Genomic DNA, 17,127 nt, shown 5'->3' with positions numbered 1-17,127 from the left:
AAAAAGCACCCTTAATTATCGTTTTGTTCTAAATATTATCGTCCTTCTCTTTAATAAAATCGCCATTCATTAAATCTGGCCTTCTTTCATGAGTACGACGTACCGATTGTTCAAACCTCCATGACGCTATCTTAGCAGCATGTCCTGATAGCAAAACCTCTGGTACTTTCAGCCCAGCATAATCTGCAGGTCTGGTAAATACAGGAGGAGCCAAAAGACCATCCTGAAAAGAATCTGTCAATGCAGAAGTCTCATCATTCAAAACTCCTGGAAGCAGCCTAATGATCGCATCGGTAACAAGTGCCGCAGGAAGTTCACCTCCAGAAAGCACAAAATCGCCAATACTAATTTCCCTTGTAATAAACTTCTGTCTCACCCTTTCATCTACGCCCTTGTAATGGCCACAGAGAATGATAAGATTTTGTTTCAACGACAAGGCATTGGCTGTTGACTGATCGAACGTTTTACCATCAGGTGTCATGTATATGACTTCATCGTATTCCCTCAATTTTTTTAAGAAATCGATACAATTGGCTATGGGCTCGATCATCATGACCATTCCAGCACCACCTCCAAAAGCATAACCATCTACAGTTTTTTGCTTACCGATACCATAATCTCTTAGATCATGAATTTCCACCTTGGCCAACCCTTTTTCTTCGGCCCTCTTCAAAATTGAATGAGAAAAGGGACCTTCAAGGAGACCGGGCAAAACAGTTATGATATCAATGTGCATCAAAATTAATCCTCCAGGTAAATGTCAATCAAGCCTTCAGGCAAGCGACAGAAAACTTTTTTATCTGTCTTATCCACTTTTTGTATGATCCCATCTTTGATGGGAATGAGTACTTCTCTATCCCTGTATTCCATACCGATCAAGTCTTGGGTTTCCATATCATAGATAACCGCAACCTGACCCAATTCTCCTAACACCTCATCGACTACCATAAAACCCACTAAATCGTGAAAGTAATACTGATCGTCTTTAAGCTTCGGAAGCGCTGTTGATGGCAAGTATAAAGCTGAACCAACCATTGGTTTTACCTGGTCAATATGATCAAATTCCTCAAACTTGGCTAGAAACCTATTATTGGGTTGGGACACCATGTGCTCCAATATAAATGGAACCAAACGGTTGCCATTTTCCACAAAAACATGTGCTAAACCTTCGTAGTCCTCAGGATAATCAACATCAAGAACCAGCATAACCTCTCCATGTAACCCATGAACTTTGGCAATATGGCCCAATTGGTAACAATTGTCTTTGTTCATGGTTATTGATCCGTTTTAAGCTTTGTCTTCAGGAGCTTTATCATCAGCAGCAGGAGCTTCTCCTTCAGCTGGAGCCTCAGCTACAGGAGCTTCAGTTGCCTCAGGTGCTTCTTCTACAGCTTCAGACTCAGGTGCTTTCGGTGCAGCAGCAGCTTCAGCAGCCTTAGCTTCAGCGTCAGCAGCAGCTTTTGCAGCATCTTCTCTTTCCTTGATTGCGTCAAGACGAGCTTGGTTTTTAGCAGTTTCTGCTTCCAATGCTGTCTTTTTAACACTATCCTTAGCAGATTGTATTTTCTCTACTTTTTCAGAAATAGTTTTCTCTTTGCCATCCAACCAAGTCTGGAATTTTTCATCCGCTTGCTCTTGAGTGATAGCACCTTTTACCACACCAATTTGAAGGTGTTTCTTCAACATGACTCCACGATAGGAAAGCATCGCTTTCACAGTATCGGTTGGTTGTGCACCATTCATCAACCATTTCAACGCTCGGTCGTTGTTGATGTTAATGGATGCGGGGTCAGTATTTGGGTTGTAAGACCCGATCTTCTCGATAAAGCGTCCATCACGTGGAGCCCTAGCATCAGCAATTACTACATCATAGATGGCCATTTTTTTACGACCTCTACGTGCTAATCTGATTTTTACTGCCATATTATATTGACTTTTAGTTAATTGATGGAACCCGTCCATCGTTATTTTTTGGACTGCAAAGATAAGCTAATAATATCTAAAAGAACAATAAGACTATATTTTATTTGCGTAATAGCAAAATTATAGTTTAAATTGCGATTCTTTTGGAGGAAAAAGATCCCCAAAACAAGTCCTAAATAGCTTAAAGAGCTGTTATTCTGAACCATACGGCAATTGGCCTCGTAGTTCAATGGATAGAATAGAAGTTTCCTAAACTTTAGATGCAAGTTCGATTCTTGCCGAGGCCACAAAAAACCCCATTTACTTTCTGTATTTGGGGTTTTTTCTTTTTCACCTTTAATGAGCAGCGCTGTTTCCATACTCCTACCAATAACTATTAACCCGGATTATGCAAAAAGATGCTGAAGCCTACCCTGTGTTTAGGGGAAAGGTTGAAACGCAAGAAAGTCAGGATGTATGGAGATTTCACCCTCGCATCACTAGGGTAAAATTGAAAAATGGACGAAGTGCTGATTTTGTCCGCTGCGGCGGATCAGCACGAATTAGAGGGTTTATCGCACATAAAGAGCAGCAGGAACACTCATGAACACTACAGCAGAAAAGTCACAATACCTATCTGTTCTGAGACTGGTAAACCCTAAAACCAAGCATAAAAAAAGACTATTTCTGCTATTTTGTTTGCCATTTCGGTTAATGGCAAGGAAATTGTTGCCTAAAATAATATAAATAGCAAATAGTTAGGAAATTAACCTAAACGAAAATCTATTATCATAAACCATAAAGTAAGGGAGAAACTTTTTAAGACAATTAGCTGGTTCATCACCAACCGCTTAAAGCCGTCCATTACCAAGATCTTCATTACATGCTTTCATATTTCCCAAAAAAATAATGGGTTTAATGTGAAAGCCAATTTTGATTATTCATAAAAAGGAAAGTGGGAACATTGCGCTATCCTACCAATATAAAGGAAAAAACTTTCCAATAGAGCTGATCCATTTTGCAAGAATCGAATTGACAATATGCGTATAAAATGTAATTATTTTTTTCTTTTACCCTTCCTGATTATGGAAGTAGCCTTAATAAATGGCGCCATTGCACAAGAAGTTCCTGAATTAGAAATAGGTGGAGCCTTACGATTTAATTACAACCTTTCCTCTTGGAAACCTTCACAGAAAAAAAGAGGAGGAGATTTCGGATATGATCTGTTCAGGATTAATGCAAAGGCAGCCTACAAAGGAATTGACTTAAATGCAGAATATAGGTTGTATTCAAATGCTTTTGGAGGCGGAATGCTTAAACAGGGATGGTTCGGGTACCATTTTAGCGAAACCAATGAAATTCAATTGGGATTAACGCAGGTACCCTTTGGAATTCAGCAATACAACTCAAACAATTGGTTTTTCAACTTGTCCTATTATGTAGGACTGGAAGACGACCATGACATGGGGATAAAATTTATTCATACGGGCGAAAATGTGGAATACCAAGTGGCATTTTTTAAAAATGCCGAGGAAACCCGTTTTGGAAATAACACCGAGATCACCCATAATAGGTACTCCTATGATGTAGCGGGAAGAAACAAAGAGTTTAATCAATTCAATGGGAAATTCATTTATAAGTACGGTAAAAACCTAAAGCATAGGGCCGGCGTCTCGGCACAGTATGGAAGTCTTTATAATTTAGACACTGAAGAAATAGGAAATCATTATGGTCTTGCCCTACATTATGAAATCACGTATAAAAATTGGAACTTTAAAGCTGAGGCAATGAATATTTCTAACAATCCTGCAAATGCTCCAGGTGTTTCACGGGACGAAATTTCAATGGCTGCCTATGGCGCCGCCTATAGTGTGGCGTCCGATTTCAATATGTACACTTTCACTGTTGCCCGAAACATTCCCGTCGAATGGGATCCGATAACTTCTTTAAGGTTTTACAATGATTTCGGGTATATGCAAAAGAAAAGGGAGGATTTTGATGATTCCATTATGAATGTGACCGGAGTTTTAATTACAGCTGGAAATATTTATACTTATCTTGATTATGCTGCCGGGCTAAATCATTCCTGGCTGGGAGGAAATTATATTGATGATTTTAGTCGCGGGACACCCGGCGCAGATTGGGAGGCGAGATTCAACGTAAATATTGGCTATTACTTTTAGAATTAGATAAATATAATTAGGAAATAAAAACTACTATATGGCTAAGAAGATACTAAGAAGCGATGAAAAAAAATCAATCATGGGGTTGGATGTTAATGGACCGGTATTCTTTACCTCTTCCATTTTCATTATTATAAGCATATCACTTACGCTCATTTTCAGAGAGCAGGCAGAGTTCTATTTCAATGAGATCCAAAACTTTATTTCCAATACTGTAGGCTGGTTCTTTATATTATGTGTAAATGTATTTTTAATTTTCGTAATCTATATCGCCTTTAGCAAATACGGCAATATCAGGATAGGCGGAAAAGATGCGAGGCCTGAATTCAAAACGATTTCCTGGTTTGCCATGCTCTTCAGTGCGGGAATGGGTATAGGCTTATTGTTTTGGAGTATAGCAGAGCCTATTAACCATTTTATGTCTCCACCTCTTACCGAAGGGGGTACCGCTATGGCCGCACAGGAGGCCATGAATTTCACATTTCTGCATTGGGGTTTTCATGCTTGGGGTGTATATGCGCTAGTGGGATTATCCCTTGCTTATTTCACCTATTCTCACGGACTTCCATTGACTATTCGATCGGTTTTTTACCCAATTATGGGGAACAAAATTTATGGAAAATGGGGAGATCTTATTGACATCTTTGCGGTCCTTGCCACCCTCTTTGGGCTTGCAACTTCCCTGGGCCTAGGGGTACAACAAATTGCGGCAGGCCTTGCTCATGTTTTTGGAATTAGCAGCGGGATTGTAACACAGGTCTCTCTTATTGTAGGGATCACACTTGTAGCAACAATTTCAGTGGTCTTGGGTGTGGATAAAGGCGTAAAGTTTTTAAGCGAATGGAACATGAGAATAGCGGTGTTATTGCTAGTCCTGGTAGTCCTATTAGGACCTACAATTTTTATCTTTAAGTCATTTGTACAAAATACGGGTAACTACTTTTACAGCTTCCTGCAAATCTCTACCTGGACAGAAAGCTATACAGGCAATGACTGGCAAAATGCATGGACGGTATTTTATTGGGGTTGGTGGATCGCCTGGTCTCCATTTGTAGGAATGTTTATAGCACGAATTAGCAAAGGGCGCAGCATTAAAGAATTCATTTTGGGCGTACTATTTGTACCTTCCTTGATTACCTTCTTCTGGATCACAGCTTTTGGAAGTACATCCATCCATCAAGCGCTTTTGGGAGACAATACCATCTTAAATGCAGTTGATGAAAACGTCGCTACGGCTCTTTTTGTATTTCTGGAAGATTACCCCTTTGCGATAGTGCTGAACATTATAGGTGTTATCCTAATTGCTGGATTTTTCATTACCTCTTCAGATTCAGGCTCTTTAGTAGTAGACAGCCTTACCTCAGGAGGTAAAATCGATGCTCCTGTAGGACAAAGAATTTTCTGGGCCGTTACTGAAGGTGCTGTAGCAGCAGTTCTTCTCATTGGAGGTGGATTACAAGCCTTACAAACAGCGTCTATCGCTACAGGACTGCCATTTGCTTTTATTCTCTTGTTTATGTGCTACTCCCTTTATACCGCACTAAAAAGCGAATACCAACAAGCTGAAGAGCGGAAAACCCAAAAAGAATGGGAAAGCTATGAGGAAAGGGTAGCAGATATTATTAAGAAACGCAGTTCAGAAAAAACAAATCCTAATCAATAAAGAATCGGTTATGAAAAAAGAATATAAGAATTTACTCGTGGCCCTGGATCTTTCAGATTTAGATGAGATACTAATCAAATACGCCTCTTTTCTTGCTGAAAAGCTAAAGGCTGAGAAAGTATATTTTGTGCACAATATTAAAAAATATGCCATTTCAGAACTTTTTGAGGAACAGCTTAAAGAGGTAAATCTTGATGAATTAATAGGAGATGAACTCAATGAAAAAGTTCAGGAAAATTTTAAAGCAGACATAGCTTGGGAAGTACTTATTTCTGAAGATCCCTACAGTGAGTCTTTGATCAAATATGTAGTTGATAAATATGTCATTCAACTGGCCATTGTAGGGAATAAGAAGCATGAAAAAGGAACTGGATTGGTAAGCGGTAAATTATTAAAACTGCTAAGATGCGATGTATTAGCTGTACCAAGAATTGCAAGACCTCAAATCGAAACCATTTGGGCTGGAACAGATTTTTCTGCTGATTCACAGAAAGTTTTTCAAGTAACAGATGCACTGCGACAAAACGGAAAAACTTCGCTCAAATTAGTTCATATTTACAGTGTACCTGTACAATTCTCCCCGTATGTTTCACCTGAATTTATGGCTCCAAAAGTAGAAAAACACATAAAAGATAAAATCGAAAAGTTTATAAAGAAAATCAATTACCCTGAAGCCATTGAACCACTTATTTTTCACGGAAGGGAATCTGGTGTAGCACAAAAAATCATAGACAATATCAAAAAATCAAAGGCAGACATGCTGGTAGTAGCTGATAAAGGAGGAAACACCTTCTCCCCTTTTGCAATTGGAACGGTAACAGAAGAACTATTTAATGCAAATTACGGCGTACCCTTATGGGTGACCAAATAGTTCATAAGGGGATTTTGGGGAAATTGTGGATTTCCTTTTCTTCCCCTTCTTTCAAATATACTATTCTACTTGGCTTGGAAAGCCTAGCTAATTCTCGTGCTTTATCGTAAGCTTCATTTTCATTGACGAATGTTTGAACAAGATCATCAACATGATTTAAAACTTGCCAGTGATTTTCTCGTACATCCCACCTAACTGTGAAGGTTTTCTCATTAATCACAGTGGATCTATCCCGTAAAAGATCGTAAATTACCTTTCCATCACTGTAATTACCATCGGGATAAGCCATAGGAAGAAGGGCAAAGAAGATGTAATAAAATGAGAAATAGGTAAATTGATAGGTGAACATGTTTTCCGCTATGAATTCTTGCTCTATTAGATAAAATATGGCAATTATCCCCAGCATATTAAAAATACTACCTCCCCCAAAAATCAGGATACTGCTCCATTTTTTGTTTTTCTTTAAATTCTCGAAGGTACACAACCCATACCAGAAATAGTATTTGCGTATTTCTACCATCCCCCAATTGAAAATGGGTCTTCCTGAACCCACACTCAACCTAATGTTTTTACCTCCCATTAACCATGCAAAAAATACATGCCCTCCTTCATGTAAAATGGAAATGATAGGCAACACCAGAAAAAAAGCCAGAAAGAATTTCGGTATATCGCTAAATTCAAACATATCCTAGATTTTCATCCTTAGCGAGTTCCACAAATCATGCCGAAAACAAAATGAAAAGCCTTAATAATAATTTCGCTACAACCCTAAAGACCAAAGGGATGACAATATGATAGCCGAGGGAGTGGGCCCCTGGTATCAAAGAAAAATCACATCCTTGGATTTAAATTTAAATTCAACTACAAAACCTAAACTCCGGAGGAGTGATACTTTTGTAGCCGTGGGCTTACAGCCCGCGGTTACCGAAAAACAAATATTCGGATTTTGGCGGCATTGTTGCTTTTTTTCGGTAACAACGTCACCAAAATCTTTCCGCAAAAAATTTAAGTCCTTTGATTCAATTTGCCTAAAAAAACCCAACTCCATAGGAGTGGTATTTTTGTAGCCGAGGGAGTCATCCCTCGGTGAATAAGAAAAAGCACATCCTGATTTTGGCGGTATTGTTGCACTTTTTTTCTGCAACAATACTGACAAAATCACCTAGAGGACTGTAAAACAAAAAAAGCTATGAAATAAAATCTCATAGCTTTAGTCAATTAACAATAAACCCAAAATAACCTGCTGTAGGAGAAGGAGTCGAACCTCCACGGAGCAGTTAGGAAAAATACGAGCTCGCTATTTTCTTTGTCCTGTGATCCCCACCCCCGAGACAGGAGGGCATGTCTGCCAGTTTCATCATCCTACAGTATATATCGGTAATAAATATTCCTTTCATTACCCAAAGACCTTTTGTCTTTGTTTGATATTTCAAAGGTAATAAAAAGATTAATAAATTAAAATTACGGCAATATAAATTATACTTTTTTATATTTGTTTTAACATTTATCGTTTTTTATTATATTTCCCATAATTAGAACACCTTTATAAACCCTTGGATTAAAAAATTGGCAAAGGACTAAAACGAAAGTCTTTATTACTACAGTATTCAGCAAATCCCCCTAGGAATTAAAGCCCTAATTCCAGAAAGATGTCTTATTAAAATGTTTATAACCAAACATTTATAGGAATACAATTGAGGAACCACCCACTTCCACCACTCCAAACCCCGTAGTAGTGGCATATCTGTAGCCGAGGAAGTCATCCCTCGGTGAATAAATAAAAGCACATCCTGATTTTGACGGCATTGTTGCTTTTTTTCGGTAACAACGCCACCAAAATCTTTCCGCAAAAAATTTAAGCCCTTTGATTCAATTTGCCTAAAAAAACCCAACTCCATAGGAGTGGTATTTTTGTAGCCGAGGGAGTCATCCCTCGGTGAATAAGAAAAAGCACATCCTGATTTTGGCGGTATTGTTGCACTTTTTTTCTGCAACAATACTGACAAAATCACCTAGAGGACTGTAAAACAAAAAAAGCTATGAAATAAAATCTCATAGCTTTAGTCAATTAACAATAAACCCAAAATAACCTGCTGTAGGAGAAGGAGTCGAACCTCCACGGAGCAGTTAGGAAAAATACGAGCTCGCTATTTTCTTTGTCCTGTGATCCCCACCCCCGAGACAGGAGGGCATGTCTGCCAGTTTCATCATCCTACAGTATATATCGGTAATAAATATTCCTTTCATTACCCAAAGACCTTTTGTCTTTGTTTGATATTTCAAAGGTAATAAAAAGATTAATAAATTAAAATTACGGCAATATAAATTATACTTTTTTATATTTGTTTTAACATTTATCGTTTTTTATTATATTTCCCATAATTAGAACACCTTTATAAACCCTTGGATTAAAAAATTGGCAAAGGACTAAAACGAAAGTCTTTATTACTACAGTATTCAGCAAATCCCCCTAGGGATTAAAACCCTAATTCCAGAATGATTCCTTATTAAAATGCTTATAACCAAACATTTATATAAATACAATTGAGGAAGCACCGACTTACACCACTCCAAACCCCGTAGTAGTGGCATATCTGTATCCGAGGAAGTCATCCCTCGATGAATAAAAAAAAGTAAAGCCGGATTTTGGCGGCATTGTTGGATTTTCGCTAATAACGCCACCAAAATCTTTCCGGAAAAAATTTAAACCCTTTGATTCAATTTACCTAAAAAACCCCAACTCCGTAGGAGTGGTATTTTTGTAGCCGAGGGAGTCATCCCTCGGTGAATAAGAAAAAGCACATCCTGATTTTGGCGGTATTGTTGCACTTTTTTTCTGCAACAATACTGACAAAATCACCTAGAGGACTGTAAAACAAAAAAAGCTATGAAATAAAATCTCATAGCTTTAGTCAATTAACAATAAACCCAAAATAACCTGCTGTAGGAGAAGGAGTCGAACCTCCACGGAGCAGTTAGGAAAAATACGAGCTCGCTATTTTCTTTGTCCTGTGATCCCCACCCCCGAGACAGGAGGGCATGTCTGCCAGTTTCATCATCCTACAGTATATATCGGTAATAAATATTCCTTTCATTACCCAAAGACCTTTTGTCTTTGTTTGATATTTCAAAGGTAATAAAAAGATTAATAAATTAAAATTACGGCAACAAATTAGACATTTATTTACATTATTTTTAATTATCAATTAAAATTACCACACTTCCCATAATTCTCAGTTATTAATACCCATGTTTTTTGAAAAATTTGCAAGCAAGCATTCATTGTTCATGAAGATGGATCATAAAATGGTTTTATTACGCTCTCAAATACAAACACTTAGTAAAATTTTTCTGAAAATTTCAGGTAGCCATCATATTAAATAAACACCTAAATATTCTAAAATAAAAATCAATAAATTTGTTAGGATTCAATTCAACTAAAAAGCTAACCCATGACCAGCTTTCTTAAAATGTATTTTATAATTTTATTGTTTTCATTAAGTAGCGGTTGTTCCTTGCCCTCAAAAAAACCTTTTATTCAGGACCTGACAGGAAAGCATAAGGTAGACCTTGATAAAATTTGGCTTTCCCACGAACATATACTTGTGGACTTTATAGGAGCAGAAAGTATTGATTCAAGTCACTGGAATCACACGCTAGTGATGGATGAAATTTTACCTTACCTGGAAGAGTTGAAACCATACAATGTCAGCTACTTTGTGGACGCAACCCCCAACTATCTAGGTAGAGATGTATTGTTACTGGAGAAGATTGCCAAAAAAACCGGTTTGAAGATCCTTACCAATACCGGTTTGTACGGGGCAAGGGACAATGAATTTATCCCTGACTATGCCAAAAGAATGACGGCAAAAGAATTGTCAAACATGTGGGTAAAGGAATTTACAGACGGTATAGCCGGCAGCTCCATCCGACCCGGATTCATTTAAATAGGCGTTGACAATGCTGACCCTTTAAGCCCTATGCATAGAAAGCTTGTGCGTGCTGCGGCCTTGACTCACTTAGAAACAGGATTAACGATAGCCTCCCATACTGGAGCAGCCAAAGGTATATGGCCTCAATTGGCGATACTTAAGACATTGAAAGTATCTCCTGAGGCCTTTATATGGGTGCATGCACAGTCAGAGACCAATTCCGAAGCCTACCTGAAAGCAGCCACAACGGGATGTTGGATTAGTCTTGATGGCTTGGGATGGGACTTAGAGAAACATGTAGAAAAAATAGTTTTTGCCAAAGAGAATGGTTTTTTGGACCGCCTTTTGATTTCCCATGATGCAGGATGGTACGATCCCCAAAAAGACCAGCAGAGCATAAAGGGCTACACCAATATATTCAGCAACCTTATCCCTGCTTTGAAAGCACAAGGCTTTATAGATGAAGAGATCCAGTTGTTATTAAGCACAAACCCTTCAAAGGCTTTCTCTATCAAAATCAGAAAAACAAAATGAATTGCCTCTCAAGTGAAACGACTGAATTTCAATCAAATTCTTTATTAGCCTTAAAATTTACTTGTAAGAAAATCCTAAAACACTAAAAGCAATCAAATTATCCCATGGATATACCAGCGCTTGTTCAAGAAAAACCCCTTTATACTTCCATCGAAATCCGATGGTTCTTCAATTCTCCTATTAAAGAACTAATGAATTTTGTAACGGAACTTTCATTCAAAAATGAACCGGAAACCCGAACAGATATTTATTTCCCTATTGCAGATAGACCAGACCTGGGACTGAAGATCAGGGATGATAATTACGAAATTAAACGAAGGAGTGAATGGACACTCGCCCTCCTTGAATCCCAACCTTTGCCCGGAAAATTTGAAGCCTGGGGCAAATGGTCTCTGGAAAAATTACCTGAAGCTGAAAGTAAATTAACCGGTTTGCCCATTTTAAAGCAGCGAAGGCTGGTAAATTTAGACATGGCATTTAATGTGGTTTCCGAGCAAACAAATCCCCCACAAAAAATTCAAATAGAATATACAGAAATCAAAATTGAAGCTTCAAGCTTTTATTCCTTTGCTTTGGAAATTTCAGGCTTCCCTACAGCAAGTAGCCTTCTTGAAATCGCTAGAAATATACCAATCCATCCGCGAATGACCACAGAAAACTGCTGCAGCTATCCTGCCTTTATTCTGAATAATGCCGCAAAAAAATAATTCCCAACCCTAAGAATAGCGCTTAAGATTGGGAAATGCATGTTAACCTACGACCAATTTAGGGTTCCTTTTCTATATACTCTTTGGACTTCAACTCAAATTCTTTCTCCAAAGCTTCAAATTTTTCTGCTTGCGCTTTGGCCCAGGACTCCATTTTCTTTTCAAATTCCTTTAATTTTGGCTCATTTTCCTTCTGCCAGGCTTCCATTTTTTTCTCAAATTCCTTCATTTGAGGCTCAAACTCTTTTTCCCATGCTTTCATCTTAAACTCCAATTCCTTTTGAGATTTAGCCATTTTCAATTGCAGCTGCTCCATTTTTTGCGCTAAGTTTTTCTTTTGTTCCTGGGATAAAACCGAGGTATCCCCTTGAAGGGTCACCAAATTCCTGGCAAAAAACTGAATGCTGTCTCCAAAGTCTCTCATGATATTTTGGGTATAATGAATCAAGCTATCATTAAACACCGGAAGACTAAAATTAGCCATCGGGGCGGGACTTAGGTTCAATACCGGTGGTTGTTGTGGCAAGGGCAAACTATCTGTAACCACGGAGCGAATGCTCTTGGTCACACCATTATTTGAATGAATGACCACTTCTACCTCTTCATTAACTATATGATCAACATCTATAGGTACATTCTTATTGATCACAATCACAGTATCTTCCACGGTAACGGACTGAGGCAAGGTATCCATCAACAAGTAAATATCCCTGTCAAATTTTGATTCCAAGGTTGTAGAAATCCAACGATCATGAGATGTTTTTCCTTCATTGGCATTGCCCATAAATAGAATGGCGCTAAATATTAAGGTAAGTATCATTGTTTTAGTGATTAAAGGTGAATTGGAAAAGCGGGCAGGCTCGCTGCCCAGTATCCTTTTTATTCTATTGAGTAATGGGAAATTTGAGGAATGTGCTGCCATGGCCAACTCAGGGGATTCATCGACCGCATCATTGGCAACTATAGCCAAGGCATTGGCCAAATCGATTGCTTTCACCCCCGCCTGGATAGCGATATCATCTGCAATATGCTCCCTTGCTTCTTTTACCAGTCCATTGACCCACCAGAAGGCCGGATGGTAAAAAAACAAGATTTCTAAAACCGATTGCATCAGGTTGACAGCAAAATCATACCTGCGGATATGCGCCAACTCATGGGCAATTATGGCTTCTAACTGTACAGGAGACAATTGCGTGAGCAAACTTAGAGGAAGCAATACAATGGGCTTGAACAGTCCATAAGTTATGGGCACACTGATTTCCGAACTAAGCCTGAAATCAACTGGGAAACTTAGGGCAAACCGGGCTTTTATTTTTTGGACCGACTGAAGGATATTTTGGGGGACATTATTATTGGAACGAGCCTTTAATTGCTTCAAAGCAACAAAATTCCCCATATGCCTTAAAAAATAAAATACTACGCCAATCACCCAAAAATAAACCAGGTAAGGCAGCGCATATTCTATTTTTTCGCTAAAATAAGCCGACCACAGCACTTCAGGTGCTACAGGTTGAGCATTCACCTGTAATTGACTGCTGACATTCAGACCTTCTTGCCCTACACTATAACCCGACTGCAACTCTATTAAGAATGTCCCAACAAAAAAACAGCACATCAAAGTCAAACCAAACAAACCGAGCAGGTATTTTTTTTGCGGGTTATTGAAGGCTTTAAACCTAAATAGCAACCACATCCCTCCTGCTACAACGAGCAGCTGCCAAACTGAATGAGCCAGGGTCCAACCCAAAGCTTCAGCCAAGCGCGATACAATCCATTCGGTATTCATTGTGAATCATTTTCTATTTTATCTAAAAACGCACGAATCTCTTTGATCTCCTCCTTAGAGGGCTCACTCTGACCTAGGGCTTGCATGACCAGTTTCTTTGCTGATCCTCCAAATGCTTTTCCAATAAAATTTTTGACTAGAGACTGCTGGGTATCTTCCTGGGAGATCAAAGCGCTATAAATATGACTTCTTTTCTCCTCATCTCTAGCCAGCAACTTCTTGGCATGCATGTTTTGCATGGTTTTTAATGTTGTCGTATAGCCGGTTTCTTTGGTCAAAGACAATTCTTCGTGCACCTGTCGAACACTTGCTTCCTTTTTTTGCCAAAGAATGGTCAATATTTCTAATTCTGCTGCTGTGGGTTTGTCCATATTATTGTTATACGATTTATTTCGTATCAAATATATACGACAGATTTCGTAATTACAAATTATATACGATTTATATCGTAATTAAATAATTGTGAAAATAAATTTAATTGCTTTTCCCTTTCCGAGGGGAGCTGACTAATTTTGGAACATGTGCTTATTAACATTCAGCTGGAACCAGCATCACGAATACAAACTTATCATGGTTGCCAACCGAGATGAATATTTTGATCGACCCACCAAAGGGCTGCATCAATGGGAAAATGGAATTTATGCCGGAAAGGATTTAAAGGGAGGAGGCACTTGGATGGGTTTTCATCCCAGCGGAAAATTCGCAGCACTCACCAATTTCCGAGACCCTAAAAATGATAGGCCACTGAGCAAAACCAGGGGTGAGCTGGTTACCGGATTTTTAAATGGCAATCATTCACCTCAGGAGTATTTGGTTGAAATTGAAAAATCCCAAGGAGATTACAATGGCTTCAATCTCTTAGTAGCCGAAAAGGATGAATTGTTGGTATTTTCAAACTATGGAGGTGGCATCCAACAAGTGCCTGCGGGTATCCACGGGCTTTCCAATGCTTTTCTAAACACCCCCTGGCCAAAAGTTATTTCAGCGAAGGAAGCCCTAAAAAAGGCAATAGAAGAGAAAAACCCAACCGTAAACGAATTATCAAAATTATTGCAATCCACAGAGAAAGCTCCACTAGCCTCCCTCCCGGATACAGGTATACCAATAGAAATGGAAAAAACAATTTCCTCGGAATTTATAAGAGTGGAAGACTACTATGGAACTGTCAACACAACCGCCTTGTGCTGGGGATATGATGGAAAGGTTTCCATCAAAGAAGTAAGAACCATCCCCGAAAAGGAAATCAATGAAAGTGCTTTTGTAGCGAAGTAATAGATCAACCTATAAAATGCAATAGAACAACAATTAAGTTATGAAGCCCCTATAAAATCCTTAATCGACAGTATTTAAAAAATGGACGCCAACTTTTCAAAGTTTTAAAGATAATTTCAGGTTGTTTTTAACTTTTTGGGATAGTTAAACAATGCTACTTGATCCTTACTTTCTACCCATAGTTTTTACAGGGCGTCGCTGCCCCTCTACCAAGGAGGAATACAAACACCAGTAGGCTCATTCCAACGAAAATAGGCTCTCCCTAAACGAATTCTTGTCCCAAATCCTTAATTTGACAGGAAAAAACAAAAACTAAGTTTATTTATTATGTAAACAATATTTAGATGAATAATAAAAATAAAGAATCTGTTTCGAAAATAACCGATAAAGAAATAGCAGCTCCATTGAAAATTGAAACCATGACTTTCTGACCCCATTAATGAAAGGCAACATGATATACACCATGCCTACTATTCCGCTAATTCACTTGAAGAAACGGTAGGCAAACACATGATGGATGTTATGGTTTATATGGTACAACTTATTTTATAAGGATTTATACCTATCGTCATTAAGAAAAATGATAGTTGGTCGAGTAGACGGTCGTAAGCCAAAAGCCAACAGCCTGTACCGATCCTTCGGGAGTGCGCTTCTCACACCATCCCGGTCGACCGAGAGTCTCGTATACGGCGATTTATTTACCGATAAAACTCGGCACAGGCTTTTCACCTGTTGAAACCGACAACTTTTTAACCTATATTCACCTTTAAAGGCACACACAATGTATAAAAGCAATAGCGGTTCGGGTACAAACTCGAACCGCTTTGTGTTTATTTAAGTATATTGATAACCGAAAGGAAGTGACGTTTTAATCCGCTACTGCTCTTATACTGAAAGTTATGCATAATAAAAAATATTAAAATTGATAAGATCGAACTACCTAGAATTACTTGAAAATTACGGAGTTGATTCAAGCTCAGCAGAAAGACTATGGAGTGAAGTCAATACGAACTACTCTAAAAAGAATCGGCACTATCACAATCTAAATCACTTAGAAGACCTACTTAGTGAATTAAAGAATGTAAAAGACAAAATCAATAATTGGGAAGTTGTTCTATTTGCACTTTACTATCACGATATAATTTATAAATCGACCAAAAAAGATAACGAAGAAAAAAGTGCTGAATTGGCATCAAAAAGAATGAATGAAATAGGTGTAAAGGAAAGTTATGTCAAACTATGCCATGAACAAATTATTGCAACTAAAGGCCATAATGAAAATTCTGATTCAGACACAAACTACTTTACAGATGCAGACTTATCAATTTTAGGTAGAACACCAACCAATTACAAAATCTATTGCTCAAACATCAGAAAAGAATATTTTATCTACCCTAATTTCGTTTACAAGAAAGGTCGAAAGAAAGTAGTCAATCATTTCCTGTCGATGGAAAAGATATTTAAGACTGATGAATTCTATTATCAATATGAGGCACAAGCTAAATTGAATCTTCAACAAGAACTAAAATCACTTTAGATATGGAATTCTTCTCTCGACTATTTAATAAAAAGCAACCTGAAGACGATTTCAAGGTTTCAATTACTGAGGATTCAGTTAAAATTGAACATCCTAAAAGGAAAACAGAACAAGTAGAATGGAATAACATAAAGGAGATTAAACTTATAAATACAGATTCAGGCCCTTGGCTTCCTGATGTATGGTTAGCGTTAATTAGCGAAAATGATGGATGCTTAATTCCTCAAGGAGCTCAAGGATATGACGAAGTATACGAAATTGTATCAAAGTATGAAGGCTTCAATTTTGAAAATGTAATGGAATCAATGTCTTGTACTGATAATGCAGAATTTAATCTCTGGAATAAATTAAATACTGCCAGTCAAGTAGGTAAAGGGGAATCCCATCCCTAAATCTCTCATCCCGGTCGGTTTTATGGACACGTAACCATATGTATGCTACTTCCGGTTCCTGAGTGGAGCTGAGGGATTAGGCATTACGTACCCGTTACCCTATGGTTTCGACTCCGCTCAACGGCCGGGAATATTGAAACCGATTCCTGAGTTGGATTCGGGAAAACCCTTGCCGGTTCCTGAGTGGAGCTGAGGGATTAGGCATTACGTACCCGTTACCCTATGGTTTCGACTCCGCTCAACGGCCGGGAATATTGAAACCGATTCCTGAGTTGGATTCGGGAAAACCCTTGCCGGTTCCTGAGTGGAGCTGAGGGATTAGGCATTACGTACCCGTTACCCTATGGT

Annotated in this window: 15 protein-coding genes, 1 tRNA gene and 1 pseudogene; 10 read left to right on the top strand and 7 right to left on the bottom strand. The window is 38.4% G+C overall.

Going from position 1 to position 17,127, the window contains the following annotated elements; translation table 11 throughout:
- Window positions 1-28 precede the first annotated feature (28 nt).
- Genes trmD through AAC073_RS18660 form a run of 3 tightly spaced genes read right to left on the bottom strand, consistent with a single transcriptional unit; the run spans window position 29 to window position 1,923 of the window.
- Window positions 29-736 carry a tRNA (guanosine(37)-N1)-methyltransferase TrmD gene (gene trmD / locus AAC073_RS18670; RefSeq protein WP_339925324.1) on the bottom strand — a complete coding sequence of 236 codons (708 nt, stop codon included), beginning with the start codon at window positions 734-736 and terminating at the stop codon, window positions 29-31.
- A gap of 5 nt (window positions 737-741) precedes the next feature.
- Entirely contained in the window at window positions 742-1,272 is a 531-nt protein-coding gene (gene rimM, locus AAC073_RS18665; protein WP_339925323.1) for a ribosome maturation factor RimM, read from the bottom strand.
- 15 nt (window positions 1,273-1,287) lie between these two features.
- Window positions 1,288-1,923: a 30S ribosomal protein S16 gene (locus tag AAC073_RS18660; protein WP_339925322.1), complete on the bottom strand. Its 636-nt coding sequence runs from the start codon at window positions 1,921-1,923 to the stop codon at window positions 1,288-1,290.
- 215 nt (window positions 1,924-2,138) lie between these two features.
- Here AAC073_RS18660 and AAC073_RS18655 point away from each other — a divergent pair.
- From AAC073_RS18655 to AAC073_RS18635, 5 genes are all read left to right on the top strand, one after another.
- Window positions 2,139-2,210 (top strand) — tRNA-Arg (locus AAC073_RS18655).
- A gap of 101 nt (window positions 2,211-2,311) precedes the next feature.
- A complete protein-coding gene (locus AAC073_RS18650) occupies window positions 2,312-2,509 on the top strand; it encodes a hypothetical protein (RefSeq protein WP_339925321.1) in 198 nt (65 codons plus the stop codon).
- A 478-nt stretch (window positions 2,510-2,987) separates the two neighbouring features.
- Complete coding sequence (locus AAC073_RS18645) at window positions 2,988-4,085, top strand: hypothetical protein (RefSeq protein ID WP_339925320.1); 1,098 nt, start codon at window positions 2,988-2,990, stop codon at window positions 4,083-4,085.
- A gap of 37 nt (window positions 4,086-4,122) precedes the next feature.
- Entirely contained in the window at window positions 4,123-5,748 is a 1,626-nt protein-coding gene (locus tag AAC073_RS18640; protein ID WP_339925319.1) for a BCCT family transporter, read from the top strand.
- A gap of 10 nt (window positions 5,749-5,758) precedes the next feature.
- Window positions 5,759-6,619: a universal stress protein gene (locus AAC073_RS18635; RefSeq protein ID WP_339925318.1), complete on the top strand. Its 861-nt coding sequence runs from the start codon at window positions 5,759-5,761 to the stop codon at window positions 6,617-6,619.
- 1 nt (window position 6,620) lies between these two features.
- Here the strand turns inward: AAC073_RS18635 and AAC073_RS18630 are convergent, their stop codons facing one another.
- Window positions 6,621-7,304, bottom strand: a complete 684-nt coding sequence (locus tag AAC073_RS18630) for a site-2 protease family protein (protein WP_339925317.1) — start codon at window positions 7,302-7,304, stop codon at window positions 6,621-6,623.
- Window positions 7,305-8,299: 995 nt separating this feature from the next.
- Window positions 8,300-8,425: a hypothetical protein gene (locus tag AAC073_RS18625; RefSeq protein ID WP_339925316.1), complete on the bottom strand. Its 126-nt coding sequence runs from the start codon at window positions 8,423-8,425 to the stop codon at window positions 8,300-8,302.
- Between the two features lie 1,646 nt (window positions 8,426-10,071).
- Here AAC073_RS18625 and AAC073_RS18620 point away from each other — a divergent pair.
- Both AAC073_RS18620 and AAC073_RS18615 read left to right on the top strand, forming a co-directional pair.
- Window positions 10,072-11,085: pseudogene (locus AAC073_RS18620) on the top strand (phosphotriesterase).
- A gap of 104 nt (window positions 11,086-11,189) precedes the next feature.
- Window positions 11,190-11,792 (top strand): hypothetical protein, encoded by a 603-nt coding sequence (locus AAC073_RS18615; RefSeq protein WP_339925315.1) that lies wholly within the window; start codon window positions 11,190-11,192, stop codon window positions 11,790-11,792.
- Window positions 11,793-11,850: 58 nt separating this feature from the next.
- Here AAC073_RS18615 and AAC073_RS18610 read toward each other — a convergent pair whose 3' ends face one another.
- Together AAC073_RS18610 and AAC073_RS18605 are read right to left on the bottom strand one after the other, a co-directional pair.
- Entirely contained in the window at window positions 11,851-13,578 is a 1,728-nt protein-coding gene (locus AAC073_RS18610) for a M56 family metallopeptidase (RefSeq protein ID WP_339925314.1), read from the bottom strand.
- A complete protein-coding gene (locus tag AAC073_RS18605) occupies window positions 13,575-13,949 on the bottom strand; it encodes a BlaI/MecI/CopY family transcriptional regulator (protein WP_339925313.1) in 375 nt (124 codons plus the stop codon). Before AAC073_RS18605 ends, AAC073_RS18610 begins: the two co-directional genes overlap by 4 nt.
- A 148-nt stretch (window positions 13,950-14,097) precedes the next feature.
- On the opposite strand from AAC073_RS18605, the gene AAC073_RS18600 reads away from it, so the two are divergent.
- The 3 genes from AAC073_RS18600 (at window position 14,098) to AAC073_RS18590 (ending at window position 16,779) form a co-directional block, all read left to right on the top strand.
- Window positions 14,098-14,850 carry an NRDE family protein gene (locus tag AAC073_RS18600; protein ID WP_339925312.1) on the top strand — a complete coding sequence of 251 codons (753 nt, stop codon included), beginning with the start codon at window positions 14,098-14,100 and terminating at the stop codon, window positions 14,848-14,850.
- Window positions 14,851-15,772: 922 nt separating this feature from the next.
- Window positions 15,773-16,387 (top strand): hypothetical protein, encoded by a 615-nt coding sequence (locus tag AAC073_RS18595; RefSeq protein WP_339925311.1) that lies wholly within the window; start codon window positions 15,773-15,775, stop codon window positions 16,385-16,387.
- Between the two features lie 2 nt (window positions 16,388-16,389).
- On the top strand, window positions 16,390-16,779 hold the full coding sequence (locus AAC073_RS18590; protein ID WP_339925310.1) for a hypothetical protein: 390 nt from the start codon (window positions 16,390-16,392) through the stop codon (window positions 16,777-16,779).
- The last annotated feature ends 348 nt before the right edge of the window (window positions 16,780-17,127 follow it).

It is taken from the genome of uncultured Cyclobacterium sp. (genome assembly GCF_963977555.1).
GTDB lineage: Bacteria > Bacteroidota > Bacteroidia > Cytophagales > Cyclobacteriaceae > Cyclobacterium.
Note: the sequence above shows the minus strand (reverse complement) of the source record. Positions and strands in the feature narration are given on the sequence as shown.